Origin of the sequence: Wenyingzhuangia sp. 2_MG-2023, from assembly GCF_030548295.1 — a bacterium.
Classification (GTDB): Bacteria; Bacteroidota; Bacteroidia; order Flavobacteriales; family Flavobacteriaceae; genus Wenyingzhuangia.
In genome coordinates this window covers 16177-33485 of sequence record NZ_JAUOSB010000010.1, presented here as the reverse complement: position 1 = coordinate 33485, position 17309 = coordinate 16177, and the positions used below count along the sequence as shown (strand labels likewise).

The following is a 17309-nucleotide window of genomic DNA, read 5'->3' as shown; positions in this document are numbered from 1 at the left end:
AGACGCTTGTTAATTAGTGTGTTTATAGATGTATGGGATTATTAACTATTAATTGATGACATTTGTAGATTCATTTTGTATATTTGGGGCTTAACGTGAAATTATAACTCAATTATTCTTACATGAAAAAAATATTATTTTCATTCTTATTGTTGTGTTGGTTTGTGTCTACAGGACAAAACTTTCCTACAAACCCAGATCCAGCTAAATGTTATATCAAAGTTACGTCACAAGATCTTTATGAGTACAAAAATGTAGAGATTGTTAAGAAACCAGAACACAAGGTTTTAAGTGTAGTGCCCGCTCAATATGAAACAATTACTAAAAGAGTTTTGGTAAAACCAGCATATACCAAATATGTAATTGTTCCCGAAGTTTGGGGAAAAGAGTCCTTTTCTTTTTCAGATCGAGATCCTGCTTCGGTAATTGAAGTAAAGCCTGCTATTTTTGAAACAAAAACAGATACTATAGAAACCAGTCCTTCTTTTAGTAGATGGGAAGTAGGTGGAAGAAAGCCTAATTGTTTTGAGCCTGATCCAGATGCTTGTAAGTTTTGGAAATATAAAGTATATCCCGCAAAGTATGAAGAGTACGAAACAACGTATGTTGTACAGCAAGCGAGTTTTAATACAATGGTTGGAAATAGATCTAACTCAACTTACGAGCGTTCAGTTTTGTTACAACCAGCTAGAGTTGAAGAGGTAACTGTACCTGCTGAATATGAAGATGTAAAAAAGAAAATTTTAATAAGTGACTCTTATGTTACTGAAGAAGTTGTTCCTGCAAAAACAGAATTGATTACCAAAAAAGTATTGGTGAAAAAAGGAGGAGAAGTTAGTTGGAAAGGAGTTGAGTGTTCTTTATTAGATTACCAACCGTTGCCTATTACTTGGGATGTTAATAGTACCGTTTTAACAGATATTGCCAAGTCTACAATTGATGCTACATTGATGCCTGTGTTAATTTACAATCCTGGAATTAGATTAGAGATTGCTTCTCATACAGATTCAAGAGGAAACAATTCAACAAACAAACAGTTGTCTAAAAAGAGAGCAAAAGCTGTTGCAGATTATTTGATCTCTAAAGGAATTCAAGAGAATTTATTAGTACCTATAGGTTATGGTGAAACTAGGTTGAAGAATGACTGTACAGACGATATCAATTGTCCTGAAAGCAAACATGAAGAAAATAGACGTACAGAATTTAGATTGTTAGAATAGTTTTTAATTGGTACAAAATATAAAAAAAGCGAATCCATTTGGATTCGCTTTTTTTATGTAATGATATTGTTTACTTAATTAAAAATAGTGATGTAGATAAAAATAAAGTAGGAAGCTAGTAGTAAAATTCCTTCTTTCAACCCGAAACACATTTTTTTAGGAACAAAACACAAAGGTAGTATGATGAAAGAGATTCCTAACATCCAATAAATATCGTTGTTGATAATCGCCAAATCACCAACAGTAATAGGTTTGATGATGGAAGTGATTCCTAAAACAGCTAGAATGTTAAAAATGTTGGAACCAATTAAATTTCCTATAGAAATGGCTTTTTCTTTTTTGATGACGGCAATGATAGATGCTGCCAATTCTGGAATACTAGTTCCTACAGAAACCATGGTAACAGCAATAATACGCTCACTAATTCCAATACGATTAGCCAATCCTACTGCACCATTAATCAATAACTCCGAACCTCCCCAAAGGCACAATCCTCCTAAGCTAAGAAAAAGAATAGTTTTGTAAAGAGATAACTCTTCAACAGGGATTTCGTCCAATATTTCTTGAGGATTGTTTTTTTTGTGAAAAAATAATAGATAGACTAAAAATAAAATTAAGAAAGAAAACAAAATAATTCCCTCAAATCGGTCAAGTGTTTGGTCAAATTTGATAAAAACGAATAAAAGAATAGAAGCAAGTATCATAATAGGCCAATCCGTTTTATAAAAGGAACGATCAATATCAATCCTTCCCAAACAGACCGTCAATCCTAAAACCAGTCCAAGATTGGCAATGTTAGAACCAATAACATTGCCAAGAGCTAGATCTGGAAAACCATCCAAAGCAGATTGAATACTAACGATCAATTCTGGGGCAGAAGTAGCAAAAGAAACCACTGTCATTCCAATGACTATTTTAGAAATATTTAACTTAGTTGAGATACTTACAGAAGCTTTTAGCAACCAATCCCCTCCAAAAATTAAGAGTACCAACCCTGTAATAATAAATAATAAATGCATTTTTGTTATATTTAATGCAAATATACTTCTAATTCAGACGATGATGAAAAAAAGATTTTTTAGATTTTTAGCTAAAATTAATAGGATGTTTTTACCTTCATATTCCTGTAAAGGTATGGATTTGAGCAAAGCAAGTAGAATTCAAATGTTAATCATAGGATGGAGATGTTATGTGACTAAAAAATCATTGTAAAAAAACATAAATTAAATTTTGTCACAATGTAATAAACCTCTATATTTGCATCCGAAATCGGCCTCGTAGCATAACTGAATAGTGCACTTGATTACGGCTCAAGAGGTTGAAGGTTTGAATCCTTCCGAGGTCACAATAAAGCTCATAATATTAATTTATTATGAGCTTATTTTTTTATTAGCTATTCCTTTTTACTTACTTTTGAGAGAGATAAAATCGATATAAAAATTATGAAAAAGTATTGTTTGATTCTTTTATTTGTTCCTTTGTTGATGTTTTCTCAGCAGAGTTCAGACAAATCATTGTTCTCATCAAGAATGCATTTGGCAGGAAACGTTATAAAAACGTCTTTCAAAACCATTCCTTCGGATTTTGCTTACATGGGAAAAAATGTAACAGAAGACTGGAAGAAAACAGCCTTGTATACAGGTATTGTTGGTGCGCTAATGTTGGTAGATAGACCAGTCACTGAATTTTATCAATCAGAAGTAGAAACCCGAATACAGTATAGCTTGCCTAGTATTACAGTAAATAAAAATAGTTTCCCTTGGACTTCTGGAGTAGATGCTTATATGTTTTATACCATGTCAGGTGTTTATCTTTCTTCACTATTTAGTGGAAACGAAAAAAGTCAATATGCAGCTATCAATGGTTTCAAAGCTTTAGGATATTCTATTTTGATTTCTCATACGGTATTAAAAACTATTTTTGGAAGAAAAAGACCTTTGACAGATTTAAGAAATGGTGTTTCCGAGAACACGGATACAACTACAGATAATCCTTTTGATTTTTTTAATAGTAGACAAGGGGAGTATATTTTTTCTAGTCCACACGGAACAGGAATGCCTTCTTTACATGCAACAGCTTTTTTTGCCATGGCGAAAGTTTTTCAGATGGAGTATGATAATTATTGGATACCTTATGGATTTATGACAGCTGTTTTTCTATCAGACATAAAAGGACATCAACATTGGGTTTCTGACATGGTTGCTGGTGGAATTGTAGGAACTATTATAGGTAGATCTATTGTGCGAAGTAGTTGGAGAGCAAGAGGAATTTTACCCAATAAAGAAAAAGAAATTACTTTTAATTGTATTCCAACAATTTCATCTAGTTACAGCGGATTTCAATTGGTAGCTACGTTTTAAATCAAAAATTGTTTTATGAAAAAGTGTTTTTGTGTATTGTTATTTGTTCCTCTTTATATGTTTTCTCAACAGCAGAGTTCAGACAAATCTTTGTTCTCGTCAAGAATGCATTTGGCAGGAAACATTATAAAAACGTCTTTCAAAACCATTCCTTCGGATTTTGCTTACATGGGAAAAAATGTAACAGAAGATTGGAAAAAAACAGCTTTGTATACCGGAATTATTGGTGCTTTGATGGTGGTTGATAAGCCTGTAACAATGTTTTACCAAGATGAAATAGAAACAAGAGTAGATTATAAATTACCTGATATATCTATCTATAATAATGATTTTCCTTGGACAAGTGGTAACGATGCTTATTTGTTTTATGCGATGTCTGGAACTTATTTAGGATCTTTGTTTACAGGGTATGAAAGAGGACAATATGCAGCTATCAATGGTTTTAAAGCTTTAGGGTATTCCATTTTAATTTCTCACACAATATTAAAGACCATTTTTGGTAGAAAGAGGCCTTATAGTAACTTAAGTGGAGACAATAGTAATGCTAGCAATGAAGCTACAGATAATCCTTTTGATTTTTTTAATAGCAGAGAAGGGGAGTATATCTTTTCTGGACCACATGGTACGGCAATGCCTTCTTTACACGCTACTGCTTTTTTTGCGATGGCAAAAGTTTTTCAGATGGAGTTTGACAATTATTGGATTCCATATTCTTTTGCTGGAATTGTTTTTTTTGCAGATATAAAAGGTCATCAACATTGGGTTTCTGACATGGTTGCTGGTGGAATTGTAGGAACTATTATAGGTAGATCTATTGTGCGAAGTAGTTGGAGGGCAAGAGGAATTTTACCCAATAAAGAAAAAGAAATTACTTTTAATTGTATTCCATCAATTTCTTCTCAATATAGTGGATTTAGATTGACAGCTACTTTTTAGTTGTAATCTAAATATTGTTGAATTGTTTTTCGATGGTCATTGTCATCAATTTGAAAATCATCAATTAAAGTGTTGATTCCTGTTGGTTTTTGTTTTCCAATGTGATTCTTTTCATCATAACTAGTAAAGTGTACGTAGCAGCGATCTTCTTTTTTCTCAAGAATGATGTATAAATTGTCTTTGATCCAGCTAAAAGAGATGGTGTCAAAAAAAAGAGATTCGTCTTTCTGAAATTCAGAAAAATTGTAGTAATCTAGTAATTGTTCCATGTTAATGTATTTCAGCAGACAAGCCTAATTCTAATAATTTAGAACAACGTGGTTCTAATTCTTCGTAAGATCCTGTTTTTACAGCACACTTACCTTTATAATGAACCAACATCGTACATTGTTCTGCTTGAATAGGATCGTGGTCACAAACGTCTATCAAAGCATCAATAACGTATTCAAATGTATTTACATCATCGTTGTACAACACAATCTCGTATTCCTTAATCAATTGCTCAAGGATGTCAAGACTTTCTAAAGTTTTTTCTATAGTACTCATAATCAGTTCAAAATTAATAATTATTTATTTAATTGTAAACCTACCCAGTTATTTTTTGTAAATGTTTTTTGGATGGTCAGTCCTAAGTCTTTTGTTCTTTCTTCTAAAAAAGGAATATCTTGTGTGTAAAAACCGCTCAACAGTAATTTCCCACCCTTATTTAAACAGTTGTTATAAATATCCATATCATTCAATAAAATATTTCTATTGATGTTGGCTATAATCACATCGTATTTTTGATTTGTCAACAAAGATGCATCTCCTTGATAAGCGGTAATGTGTTTGCAATTGTTTTTTTCTACATTCTCTTTTGTATTGATGTAACACCATTCATCAATGTCAATAGCATCAATGGGATGTGCTTCTTTCATTTCTGCAAAAATGGCCAAAATTCCAGTTCCAGTTCCCATATCTAAAACACTTTTGTTGGTCAAATCCAATTCTAACAAATGCTGAATCATTAAGTGCGTAGTTTCATGATGTCCTGTTCCAAAACTCATTTTAGGTTCTATAACAATTTCGTATTCCATACCTGTTTTTTCATGAAATGGAGCTATAACACTCACTCTATTTTCTACATGAATAGGCTCAAAATTCTTTTCCCATTCCAAGTTCCAATTCACTTGCTCTATTTCCTTAAAAGTATAAGAAATTTCAAATTCAGCAGATTGTAAAGCAAAAACATCATTTAAAATAGTCTCACACCAATCTTTTGTTTGGATATATGCTTCTAAACCGGTTTCAGTTTCTTCAAAACTTTCAAAACCTAGCTGTCCTAATTCAGCAATTAAAATTTCGGTAGCAGGTTGTAGAGGAGAGATGGTAAAGGTATAGCCCGTGTAATTCATTTTAATATCATTATTTTGGAATACAAAAATAGCCAAAAGCATAGGCTTTTGGCTATTTTTAAAATTATATTTTTAAGCTTTTAGATTGCTTTGATTACAGCAGCAAAATCAGCAGCTACTAAAGAAGCACCACCAATCAATCCACCATCAACATCTGGTTTAGAGAAAATTTCTTCAGCATTAGATGGTTTACAAGAACCTCCATATAAAATAGAAACATTGTCAGCTACTTCAGCTCCGTATTGGTCAGCAACCAATCCACGGATGAATGCATGCATTTCTTGTGCCTGATCTGCAGAAGCAGTTTCTCCTGTTCCAATAGCCCATACTGGTTCGTAAGCCAATATAATGTTAGACCATGCAGCAGTATTTAAATGAAATAAAGCTCCAGAAATTTGTGCTTTTACCACATCAAAATGAGTATTGTTTTTTCTTTCTTCTAATACTTCACCAAAACAGTAAATTACTTCTAATTCAGTTTGCATGGCAGCATTTACTTTTTTAGCTAACAAAGCTTCGTCTTCACCAAAGTACTCACGTCTTTCAGAGTGTCCTAAAATTACTGTTTTGATACCAATGCTTTTCAACATACTAGCAGAAATTTCTCCTGTGTACGCCCCTTTAGCTTCTTGGTGCATGTTTTGAGCAGCAACTTCTACAGCAGAACCTTCGCTAGCAGCCAAAACTGTTGTTAAGTTTACAAATGTTGGTGATACAATTACTCTAGTGTTCTCTAACGATACACCACTTAATTCACTTACCAATTCCTCAGCCAATGCTTTTGATTCGGTAACATTTTTGTTCATTTTCCAGTTACCTGCTACGATTTTACTTCTCATCTTATTTTAATTATTTGGTTTATCTAATAGTTTTATAATGTTTTCATCATCTGCGTGAATGGCTCTGTATAAAACCACTTTACCAGTTGCATCTACAACAATGTATCTTGGAATCCAATCCAAGTCAATATTTTTAGCAAATATACTTTTCCAACCACCATTTACATAATAATGATTGCCTTTTATACTAAAACGTTTGATTCCGTTTTTCCAAGAACGTTGATCCTTGTCTAAGGAAATAAATACGTAATCTATATTTGGATATTTTTTTTGTACTTCTTTTAATTTTGGCAATCCCTGGATGCAATCTACACACCAAGATGCCCAAACATATATCAGCACTGTTTCTCCTTTGTACTGATCTAATACTTGTTGAAAGGTAAATTCTGCACCTTTATCGTCCATCATTGGAGCGGCCAAAACTTTAGGGTCAAATTGTTTGTCTTTTGGTGGTTTGCAACTAAGAAAAGCAATACTTAAAAATAATAATACGGTAATTTGTTTCATGTTTTTTATTTTAATTCTACACTTGGGTCTAAAATGCTGTAAGAAATATCTACCAAAATATTCAATAGAATAAAAAAAGCAGCAATGATTAAGATACTTCCTGATATGACAGGTAAGTCGGAAGAATTGAGTGCGTTTACAATTTCTTTTCCCAAACCGTTCCAATTAAAAATATATTCAACAAAAACAGCTCCAGCTAATAAAGAAGCAAACCAACCTGATAAAGTTGTGATTACGGGGTTTAAAGCATTTTTAAGTGCGTGTTTTCTAATGATTTTTGAGGTAGACAGTCCTTTAGATTTTGCAGTTCTGATATAATCTTTATTCAGAACATCTAACAAGGAGTTTCTGGTTAATTGCACAATAACTGCCAAAGGTCTAATTCCTAAAACCAAACTGGGCAATATGGCATTTTTCCAGACTATTTTACTTCCTTCTCCAAAATCATCAACTTCTACTAAATTTCCTGTCATGCCCAAACCTGTGTATTTGTGCCAAACAAAACCAAACAACCAAGCAATAATAATTGCTGAGAAAAAAGAAGGTAAACTCATCCCTAAAGTACTAACAACCATAATGCTTTTGTCCAAAAAAGTATTCACTTTTAAAGCAGAAAGAATACCCAAAAGCAAACCAAAAAATAAAGCAATCAATATAGCCGTAGATGCTAGCAACATTGTATTTGGCAGCGTTTCATACAAAATACTACTAACGGATTTATCATTTTTTTGAAAAGAGTTTCTAAGATTTGGGAATTTTAAAACTCCTATAAAATTTCCTGTACGCATCCAAGTGATTTTTGATTTCTCTTGAGACAAATAAGAATAATTATCAGGATTAGTACTGTGAAAGGAAATTGGTGATAAATCATTTAGATAGTTCATGTATTGAATGTGCATAGGTAAATTCAATCCGTATTTAATTTTAATGTTTTTTAGTTGCTGCTCGTCTTCTCTTTGATCCAACAACATTCTAGAAGGATCTCCTAACAAGTTGAATAAGAAAAAAAGAAGAGATGCTACACCAAACAAGCTAACAAATCCTTTGGCTATATTTTTTAAAATAAAATTTATCAACACACTACCTTTAGGTTCTTCAAATATAATGGTTACGAAGTTTTTCTAATAAGAATCAGAAAAATATTTGAATAAACTTTAATGTTTTTGTTTTTTAGAGTGATTAAGATGGTAATCAAAGAACAGTTTGATACATCAATTAAAAAACAGCATAATTTAATATCTATAGTTTTTCTTAGAATTGATGTTTATTCGGTACAATATTTGATAAATGTTTTCAAGAAAAAAATGGGAATCAAAAAGAAGCTTAAAGTTAATTATATGGTTGGGCAACAGGTTTAAGATTGTTATTAGTTATATGATTTTCAATATCCTATTTATTATATTTACTCTTTAATAAAATTACGATGAGATTCTTAAAAAAAGGGACTTTTAGATTTGTTAAAATACACAAACGAACAAATAGCAGCAATGATAGCGATTCAAAACTTACACAAATCTTATCAAATAGGTAGTAATTCTTTGCCAGTTTTAAAAGGGATAGACTTTAATGTTAAAGAAGGAGAAATGGTTTCTATTATGGGGTCATCGGGTTCTGGAAAATCTACATTGCTAAATATTATCGGAATTTTAGATGAAGCTGATGAAGGTTCATATCACTTGGACAACATTGAAGTAAAGAATTTAAATGAAAAAATTGCTGCAAAATATCGTAATAAATTTTTAGGTTTTATTTTTCAATCTTTTAATTTAATCAACTACAAAACTGCTGTAGACAATGTTTCACTTCCATTGTATTATCAAGGTGTTTCTAGAAAAGAACGAGAAGAAAGAGCTTTGTTTTATTTAGAAAAAGTAGGATTGGCAGATTGGTCTAAACATTTGCCTAGTGAATTGTCTGGTGGTCAAAAACAACGTGTTGCTATTGCTAGAGCATTGGCTTCTGATCCTAAAGTTTTGTTGGCAGATGAGCCTACAGGGGCATTGGATACCAAAACGTCTTATGGTGTAATGGAGTTGTTGCAGCAGATAAATGATGAAGGAAAAACATTGATTATTGTTACGCACGAACCTGATATTGCTGCCATGACAAAACGTAATGTGGAGTTGAAAGATGGATTGATTATTGGGGATACTATTATTAACCAGGTAAGACCTCAACTGCATGTTTAATATAGATCGGTGGCAAGAAATTTTTGAAGCAATTTCAAAAAATAAGCTTCGTACATTTTTAACAGGGGTTTCTGTAGGTTCTGGAATTTTTATTCTAATTATTCTATTAGGGATTGCTAGTGGTTTTAAAAATGGTACAGAACATCAGTTTAGTAGAGATGCCTCTACATTGATTGAATTTTGGTCTAACAGAACTTCTAAAGAATACAATGGAATGAATTCTGGTAGAAGAATAAAAATGGATATTTATGATTATGATATTATAACCAAGCAGTACAAAGATGTTTTGGAGTATGAAGCTGCAGGTTTTAGCAAAGGAAATTTAACGACTTCGTATGAATCTGAATCGGGAACTTACCGGTTGGTAGGAACTATGCCTGATAGATTGTTTTTAGAAAATGCAACTTTGGTTGCAGGTAGGTTTTTGAACCAAAGGGATTATGAAGCTTCTTTAAAAGTTGCTGTTTTAGGAATTCCTGTAGCCGAAGATTTATTTAAAGAACCAGAAAGTGGTATAGGTAAAATAATTAGTATTGGAAAAATACAATACAAAGTAATAGGAGTGTTTCAAGATATAGGAGGAGAAAGGGATGAAGCTCGTATTTATTTGCCACATACTACGTTAACAACACTTTACAATACAACCAATTCAGGAAGTAGTTTCTTATTTACCTTAAATCCTATTGCTAATTATGATTTGGCACTGGCTCAAACAGAAGCATTTGCAAAACAAGTAAAAGAAAAACTACAGAAAAGACATAAAGTTCATCCTGATGATTTGACAGCAATTAGGTATAACAACGCTGTAGAGAATAGCAAAGATATTTACATGCTAATTTTAGGTATGAACCTGTTTTTTTGGATGATTGGAATTTTAACACTGATTGCTGGAATTGTAGGTGTGGGTAATATTATGTTGATTATAGTGAAAGAACGAACCAAAGAAATTGGAATCCGAAAAGCATTAGGGGCACAGCCCAAAGCAATTGTAGCCATGGTGTTACACGAAGCTATTTTTATCACCTCTATTTCCGGAATGATAGGTTTGTTATTAGGGTTTGTAGTCTTGGAAATTATAGGAGGACAAATACAAACAGAATTTATTTTAAATCCTAAAGTAAATTTTAGCATTGCAATATCTACAGTTATACTGTTGGTCATATCGGGAGCCGTTGCTGGCTATTTTCCAGCAAAATACGCATCTAAAATCAAACCCATAATAGCTTTAAGAGATGAATAATTTTTTTAATAGAGATTTGTGGAATGAGATTATATCCTCTTTAAAATCGAATAAAACTAGAACCTTGGTGACTTCTTTTGGAGTGTTTTGGGGAATTTTTATCATGGTGCTTTTGTTGTCTGCAGCCAAAGGTTTTGAAACAGGAATCAAACACAAATTTCAGGGAATAGCAACCAATTCATTGTTTGTTTGGGCTCAAAGAACTTCTATGGAATATGAGGGGATGTCTAAAAATAGGTCTTATTTTTTTGACAATCAAGATGCGAAATCTATCAAAGACAAAGTAAAAGGTTTAAAAATAGTATCTCCTCAGAACAACTTTACCACACTAATACAACACAATTTAAAAGATGGAGATTACACTGTAGAAGGAAATGCTCCAGAATTTTTAGGTCAAAAATCATTGAAACTTACACAAGGGAGATTTATCAATCAACAAGACATTGATCAAAAAAGAAAAGTAGCTATTTTAGGTTGGGGATTGATTGATGAATTGTTTGAGAAAGGAGAAACTGTTATTGGGAGTTACATCAGAATAAAAGGAGTAAATTTTAAAGTAGTTGGTGTGTACAAAGACACCTCTATAGATGGTCAGAGAAATATTAGAGCACAACAGAACATTCACATTCCCTTTAATACGTTTTCTCAAGTATTTAATTTTGGAGAGAAAGTTAGTTACTTTTTTATTACTGCGGACAACAATCAATCTGTAACAGATCTGAAAGAAAAAATCATAGGATTGTTGCAAAAACGTCATAAAATCAATCCAAAAGACAAAAGAGCTATTGGGAATTTTGATTTGAATGAACAGTTTGAAAAATTTAACATGTTATTTGTAACCCTAAAAGCAGTTTCGTTTTTTGTAGGTTTGATGATTTTATTGTCTGGAGTTATTGGAATTAGTAATATTATGCTGATTGTTATTAAAGAACGAACTAAAGAAATAGGAATAAGACGTGCTTTGGGAGCAACACCTTATGTGGTAAAAAAACAAATACTCTCGGAATCTATCTTTTTAACATTATTGTCTGGAATGGCAGGTGTTAGTTTTGCTTCGTTTCTGTTGTTTTTAGTCAATTTAAAAATAGACAGTTTAGATCCATACGATAGCATGATTTTAAACCCAATAGTACCGTTGCCCACCATTTTAATTATTTTTATCATCTTGATTATTTTTGGTTTGTTAGCGGGAATGATTCCTGCACAAAAAGCTGTAAAAATGAAACCTATTAACGCAATCAGAACTGAATAAACATATCTTATGAAAAAATCAAAAACTATTTTAATCCTTTCAATCATTGTCATTGCTTTTGTTTTGGCTTTGGGATATTTATGGAGAAGAGATCAGAAAAAACCAGTGGTTTTTAACACCAAAAAAGCGAGTATTCAAACAGTGGTGTTAAGTACGGTTGCTTCAGGAAAAATTACACCCAAAGAAGAAGTTGTGATTAGACCAAACATACCTGGAATTATTGATGAAATTTATGTGGAAGCAGGAGATACCATTACGGCAGGTGATCCTATTGCAAAAATAAAAGTAATTCCTACCATTAACAATTTGCAGTCATCTGCAAACAGTGTCTCTAGTGCCAAAATAGATTTAGATACAGAACAAAAAATATTTGACAGACAAAAATTGCTATTTGACAAAGGAGTAATTTCTATCAATGATTTTGACAAAAGCAAAGCAACATACCAACAGGCAAAACAGCGTTGGATTTCTGCTACAGAAAATTATGAAATTATCAAAACAGGAACCACTAAAGGGTTTAAAAACTTAGCAAACACCTTGGTTAGAGCTACAGTAAGTGGGGTTGTTTTACAAGTGCCTGTAGAAGAAGGTGTACAGGTAATACCAAGTAATAATTTTAATGCAGGAACAGAATTGGCTACCATTGCAGATGTACGTAAAATGATTTTTAAAGGTACGGTTGATGAGAGTGAGGTTGGAAAAATAAAAGAAGGAATGCCAATTACGATTAAAATTGGTGCATTGCCAGATTTAAAATTTGAAGCCATATTGGATTATATTTCTCCAAAAGGAGTGGAAGAAAATGGAGCGGTTCAGTTTGATATAGAAGCTGCTGTGAAAATTTCTAAAAACACAGTAGTTCGTTCTGGTTTGAGTGCCAATGCTTCAATTATTTTAGACAAGGCCGTAGATGTGTTAACTATTAACGAATCGTTGTTACAATATGATAAAGAAACCAAAAAAACATATGTAGAGGTGTTGGTTGATGAGCAAGATTTTGAACGTAAAGATGTCGTTTTAGGAATAAGTGATGGAATTACAGTAGAGGTAAAAGAAGGAATTACAAAGGAAGACAAAGTGAAAGATTGGAATGCTGTGGTGCCTCAAAATAAAAACAAAAAATAAGATGATGGTGAAAAAAAATATACTGAGAGTTTTGTTTTTGTTTTGCTGTGTTCAGTTTGGATTTGCTCAAACAAAAACATGGAGTTTAGAAGAGTGTATTCAATACGCAATAGATCATAATTTAGAGGTAAAACAGCAATTGTTTGCATTAGAAGATGCCAAACTAACAACTAGCAATGCAAAAGGATCTTTTTTGCCTAATTTGAACGTATCCGCCAGAAATTCATGGAACAACGGATTGAGTCAGAATGTAACAACGGGGGTTTTGATCAATCAAACAACCAGAAACTCTAGTTATGGAGTAAGCTCTAGCATTCCTATTTACAATGGTTTTCAAAATTACTACACGTTGCAACAGTCAAAATTGCAAGAAATAGCTGCTCAGTTCAATATTGAAAAAGTAAAAGACGACATGATGTTGAATGTGGCCAATGCTTATCTAGAGGTATTGTTGCAACAAGAAAATATAGCCATTTTAAAAGCACAAAATAGCTTGACAAAAGAGCAACTAAATTTGGCTAAACAACAAGTTGATGCAGGTACTTTGGCACAAGGAGAAGTGTTGCAATTAGAGGCTACAGCAGCCAATGATTTGCAAAAAATAGCCGAAGCAGAAAACAGTCTTGTTATTTCTAAGTTGAGTTTGAAACGATTGTTGAATATGGAAGTGACAGATGAAATGGAATTGAAAGAGGTTGAAATTGGTTTGTTAGACAGAAAACGATTGGAAACTCCTGTAGATGAAATTGTAGAAAAAGTGATGAGCAATAGAAACGAAATCAAACTATCAGAAATAAATATTGATATTGCCAAAAAAGGAGTTGATATTGCTAAAGGAGCTTATTTGCCTACTTTGTCAGGTTTTATCAATTTTGATACTCGTGAAACGGATATTTTTGATTTAGGATATTTTGACCAATTAAAAAATAATTATGGATTTGTATATGGTTTTAGTTTGAGCATTCCTGTTTTTAATAGATTTCAAACAAAAAACGCAGTCGCTAAGAGTAAAATTAATGTGTTAAAAAGTGAAAACTCATTAAAACAAACACAGCAAAAAGTTACCCAAGATGTATATCAAGCTTATTTGAATGCGAAAGCAATGTACAAAACCTTTGAAGCTAGTCAAAAAAATACCGAAGCGCAAAAATTAGCTTTTGAATACCAAGAAACACGTTTTGATGTAGGGCAGAGCAATTTGTTAGATTATACACAAAGTAAAATCAATTATCAAAATAGCCAAACGGAATTGTTGCGTGTAAAATACAATTTGTTGTTTCGATTGAAAATTTTGGACTTATATTACGGTTTAAATTAATCAAGGTTCAATTTTTTAATAAAAAGGAGTTGATTTTATGATCAATAAAACATTTGTGTTTCATATTGACTAAAAAGTGACTCATGTTTATATCTTGTTTGTGTTATTTTTGAATATTGTTTTAAACCTATCAAACCAGTATTCATGAATATTTATAAGTATTTAGCTTTTTCTTTTTTAGCCCTTGTTTTTTGTTCTTGTAAAGAAACATCGTCAAAAGATATAGAAATCCAAAACTACAAAAACATCACTTTTGAACCTTTGTCTACAAATGTGGTTGAAAGTTTTTTCAATCATCAAACTCAAAAACAAGTTTTAGTAGAGCCAGGTTATTATGTTTGGGGACTTTCGGTAGTAAAATGGAACAATAAGTACCATGCATATTATTCTAGATGGAAAAAAGAATACGAGCACAAAGGTTGGATGACAAATTGTGAAATTGCACATGCGGTTGCTGATGCTCCAGAAGGACCTTTTGTATTTGAAAACGTAGTGTTGGAGAGTGAAAAAATAGGAGGATGGGATGCAAATAATTCCCACAACCCTTATGCAATAGTAGCCAACGGGAAAATTTGCTTGTATTACATTGCCAATGACATCAATCACCTATTTCAACCTACACAAGAACTTTCTTACCCAAATCAAGAGTGGTTTGATGAAAACCGAATGTTGGTTAGAGACAGTCAGCGTATTGGAGTAGCGGTAGCAAACAATCCATCTGGACCTTTTGTGCGTTCTGAACAAGTAGTGGTAGAACCAGACAATGTCAACTTTAAAAAAATTGCAGTAAATCCTGCGGTTATTTATAAAGACAACGAATATTTAATGATTATGAAAGGTGATGATTTGAGTCACAAAGAACCTTTTAGAATTCAATTAGTAGGAAGTTCTAAGCATCCAGAAGGATCTTTTAAATTTAATCCAAAACCAGTATATGCAAAAGCACAAACAGAGGATGCTTGTATGTGGTACGATCAAATCATAAAAAAATATTATATGGTTTGCCATGTAATGGGGAAAAGTGAATTGGCTTTGTTTAGTTCTAAAGATGGTTTTAATTGGAAAGCAGATGAAAGAAGTGTTTTTATGAAAAAAGAATTTGTACTTTCTGATGGAACTATTTGGAAACCAAAAAGAGTGGAAAGACCTTTTGTGTTGACCAATGATAAAGGACAACCCATTGTAATTTATGTGGCTGTTTATGATAAAAATGTAAATGGAAATATTGCCATTCCAATCAACTGGAACAACTAAGATTATATAAATTTAAATCAAAATTTGCAAACAATGACGATTCAAAAAATAGTACTAGGGTTTTCTGTTATCAGCTGTTTATTAGCTTGTGATAATGCAAAAAAAAAATCCAAAGTAGAAAAAAAAGAACACAAAAATATTTTATTTATTCTGGCAGATGATTATGGTTATAACGATTTAAGTTATAGAAATAATACATTTTATGAAACCCCCAATATTGATCAAATAGCCAAAGAAGGAACTGTTTTTAACGATGGATATGCAGCTTGTCAAGTTTGTAGTCCTTCAAGAGCAAGTATTCTAACAGGAACTTTTCCGGCAAGGCATGGTATTACCGATTGGATTGGGGCTAGATCTGGAGAAAAATGGAGAGAAAAGAAACGTTTTTCTAAATTGTTACCTGCCGAATATGAACATTCCTTAAAAAAGGAATTCATCACTTTGCCAGAGGCTTTAAAAGAAGAAGGATATACTACCTTTTTTGCTGGAAAGTGGCATTTGGGAGAAAAAGGTTCTTGGCCAGAAGATCATGGATTTGATATCAATGTAGGAGGGTACGATGCAGGTGGACCTAAAGGAGGATATTACGCTCCTTTTAAAAACCCAAATTTAGAAAATCATGAAGATGGAGAGAATTTAAGTATGCGTTTGGCAAATGAAACAGTAAGTTTTATGAAACAAAACAAAGACAAACAGTTTTATGCTTATTTGTCTTTTTATGCAGTGCACGGAGCTATTGAAACTACTCAAGAAAAATGGGCTAAATACAGAAAAAAAGCCATTGACAATGGAATTGAGGAAACAGCTTACAGAATGGGGAAATTTTTACCCATTAGACAGACTCAAGACAATCCTATATATGCTGGCTTGGTAGAAACTATGGATGATGCTGTGGGAGTTGTTTTAAAAGGATTGAAAGATTTAGGATTGGATGAAAACACGATTGTTGTCTTTACATCAGATAATGGAGGGGTGTCTGCAGGAGATTCTTTTTCTACGTCTAATTTACCTTTAAGAGGAGGAAAGGGATATCAGTATGAAGGTGGGATTAGAGAACCTTATTTCGTCAAAGTTCCTTGGATAAAAAATCAAATTAAAGAAACTAATGTACCTGTGTCTGGAGTAGATTTTTATCCAACGTTATTGGATTTGGTGGGAGCTAAATTGAAACCAAACGAGCATCAAGATGGAGTGAGTTTAAAACCAGTTTTAGAAGGAAAAGAAATTGCAAACAGACCTTTGGTTTGGCATTATCCACATTATGGAAATCAAGGAGGAGAGCCTTCATCAATAATTAGGTTAGGAGATTGGAAATTGATTCATTATTACGAAGATGGAAGAAATGAATTATTCAATCTTGTTACTGATACAGAAGAACAATATGAGGTGTCTAAAGAACATCCAGAGGTAGTTACTACATTAAACAAACAACTTTTTGATTATTTAAATAGTGTAAATGCAAATTTCCCAGAACAAGATCCTATTTACGATGCGCAAAAAGAAAAAATACATTTAGAAAAAATAGCAACTAAGAAATTACAAAGTTTAGAAAAACAACGTTTACAGTTTTTAAAAGAAGATTTTAAACCCAATGCAGATTGGTGGGGAAGTAAGCAAACAAAGGATTAGTACAGGTGTTGTCTAGTTTTTTTTTTACCATAAAAACACTGTTTAA

17 protein-coding genes and 1 tRNA gene are annotated in these 17309 nt (G+C 32.4%); 11 read left to right on the top strand and 7 right to left on the bottom strand.

Going from position 1 to position 17309, the window contains the following annotated elements:
* Window positions 1-122: 122 nt before the first annotated feature.
* On the top strand, window positions 123-1220 hold the full coding sequence (locus Q4548_RS11605) for an OmpA family protein (protein ID WP_303455178.1): 1098 nt from the start codon (window positions 123-125) through the stop codon (window positions 1218-1220).
* A gap of 74 nt (window positions 1221-1294) precedes the next feature.
* Here the strand turns inward: Q4548_RS11605 and Q4548_RS11600 are convergent, their stop codons facing one another.
* On the bottom strand, window positions 1295-2239 hold the full coding sequence (locus tag Q4548_RS11600; protein ID WP_303455176.1) for a calcium/sodium antiporter: 945 nt from the start codon (window positions 2237-2239) through the stop codon (window positions 1295-1297).
* Between the two features lie 252 nt (window positions 2240-2491).
* Here Q4548_RS11600 and Q4548_RS11590 point away from each other — a divergent pair.
* From Q4548_RS11590 to Q4548_RS11580, 3 genes are all read left to right on the top strand, one after another.
* A tRNA-Arg gene (locus Q4548_RS11590) sits at window positions 2492-2565 on the top strand.
* A gap of 97 nt (window positions 2566-2662) precedes the next feature.
* Window positions 2663-3580 carry a phosphatase PAP2 family protein gene (locus tag Q4548_RS11585; protein WP_303455174.1) on the top strand — a complete coding sequence of 306 codons (918 nt, stop codon included), beginning with the start codon at window positions 2663-2665 and terminating at the stop codon, window positions 3578-3580.
* Between the two features lie 15 nt (window positions 3581-3595).
* Window positions 3596-4516: a phosphatase PAP2 family protein gene (locus tag Q4548_RS11580; RefSeq protein ID WP_303455172.1), complete on the top strand. Its 921-nt coding sequence runs from the start codon at window positions 3596-3598 to the stop codon at window positions 4514-4516.
* Here the strand turns inward: Q4548_RS11580 and Q4548_RS11575 are convergent.
* From Q4548_RS11575 to Q4548_RS11550, 6 genes are all read right to left on the bottom strand, one after another.
* A complete protein-coding gene (locus tag Q4548_RS11575) occupies window positions 4513-4785 on the bottom strand; it encodes a hypothetical protein (protein WP_303455169.1) in 273 nt (90 codons plus the stop codon). The genes Q4548_RS11580 and Q4548_RS11575 overlap by 4 nt on opposite strands.
* Window position 4786: 1 nt before the next feature.
* Window positions 4787-5062: an ATP-dependent Clp protease adaptor ClpS gene (locus tag Q4548_RS11570; RefSeq protein ID WP_303455166.1), complete on the bottom strand. Its 276-nt coding sequence runs from the start codon at window positions 5060-5062 to the stop codon at window positions 4787-4789.
* A gap of 20 nt (window positions 5063-5082) precedes the next feature.
* The gene (prmA, locus tag Q4548_RS11565; RefSeq protein WP_303455163.1) at window positions 5083-5910 is read right to left on the bottom strand and encodes a 50S ribosomal protein L11 methyltransferase; all 828 of its coding nucleotides are present in this window, start codon (window positions 5908-5910) and stop codon (window positions 5083-5085) included.
* Window positions 5911-5990: 80 nt separating this feature from the next.
* Entirely contained in the window at window positions 5991-6749 is a 759-nt protein-coding gene (gene tpiA / locus Q4548_RS11560) for a triose-phosphate isomerase (RefSeq protein ID WP_303455160.1), read from the bottom strand.
* Window positions 6750-6755: 6 nt separating this feature from the next.
* Window positions 6756-7256: a thioredoxin family protein gene (locus tag Q4548_RS11555; RefSeq protein WP_303455157.1), complete on the bottom strand. Its 501-nt coding sequence runs from the start codon at window positions 7254-7256 to the stop codon at window positions 6756-6758.
* Window positions 7257-7261: 5 nt separating this feature from the next.
* Complete coding sequence (locus Q4548_RS11550) at window positions 7262-8332, bottom strand: ABC transporter permease (RefSeq protein ID WP_303455154.1); 1071 nt, start codon at window positions 8330-8332, stop codon at window positions 7262-7264.
* Between the two features lie 411 nt (window positions 8333-8743).
* On the opposite strand from Q4548_RS11550, the gene Q4548_RS11545 reads away from it, so the two are divergent.
* From Q4548_RS11545 to Q4548_RS11515, 7 genes are all read left to right on the top strand, one after another.
* A complete protein-coding gene (locus tag Q4548_RS11545; protein WP_303455151.1) occupies window positions 8744-9445 on the top strand; it encodes an ABC transporter ATP-binding protein in 702 nt (233 codons plus the stop codon).
* On the top strand, window positions 9438-10685 hold the full coding sequence (locus Q4548_RS11540) for an ABC transporter permease (protein WP_303455148.1): 1248 nt from the start codon (window positions 9438-9440) through the stop codon (window positions 10683-10685). Before Q4548_RS11545 ends, Q4548_RS11540 begins: the two co-directional genes overlap by 8 nt.
* On the top strand, window positions 10678-11937 hold the full coding sequence (locus tag Q4548_RS11535) for an ABC transporter permease (RefSeq protein ID WP_303455145.1): 1260 nt from the start codon (window positions 10678-10680) through the stop codon (window positions 11935-11937). The genes Q4548_RS11540 and Q4548_RS11535 overlap by 8 nt, the downstream gene beginning before the upstream one ends.
* Window positions 11938-11946: 9 nt before the next feature.
* Window positions 11947-13062 carry an efflux RND transporter periplasmic adaptor subunit gene (locus Q4548_RS11530; protein WP_303455142.1) on the top strand — a complete coding sequence of 372 codons (1116 nt, stop codon included), beginning with the start codon at window positions 11947-11949 and terminating at the stop codon, window positions 13060-13062.
* A gap of 1 nt (window position 13063) precedes the next feature.
* Window positions 13064-14380: a TolC family protein gene (locus Q4548_RS11525; RefSeq protein WP_303455140.1), complete on the top strand. Its 1317-nt coding sequence runs from the start codon at window positions 13064-13066 to the stop codon at window positions 14378-14380.
* Between the two features lie 144 nt (window positions 14381-14524).
* Window positions 14525-15634 (top strand): glycoside hydrolase family protein, encoded by a 1110-nt coding sequence (locus Q4548_RS11520; protein WP_303455139.1) that lies wholly within the window; start codon window positions 14525-14527, stop codon window positions 15632-15634.
* Between the two features lie 33 nt (window positions 15635-15667).
* Window positions 15668-17263: a sulfatase gene (locus Q4548_RS11515; RefSeq protein ID WP_303455137.1), complete on the top strand. Its 1596-nt coding sequence runs from the start codon at window positions 15668-15670 to the stop codon at window positions 17261-17263.
* Window positions 17264-17309 lie beyond the last annotated feature (46 nt).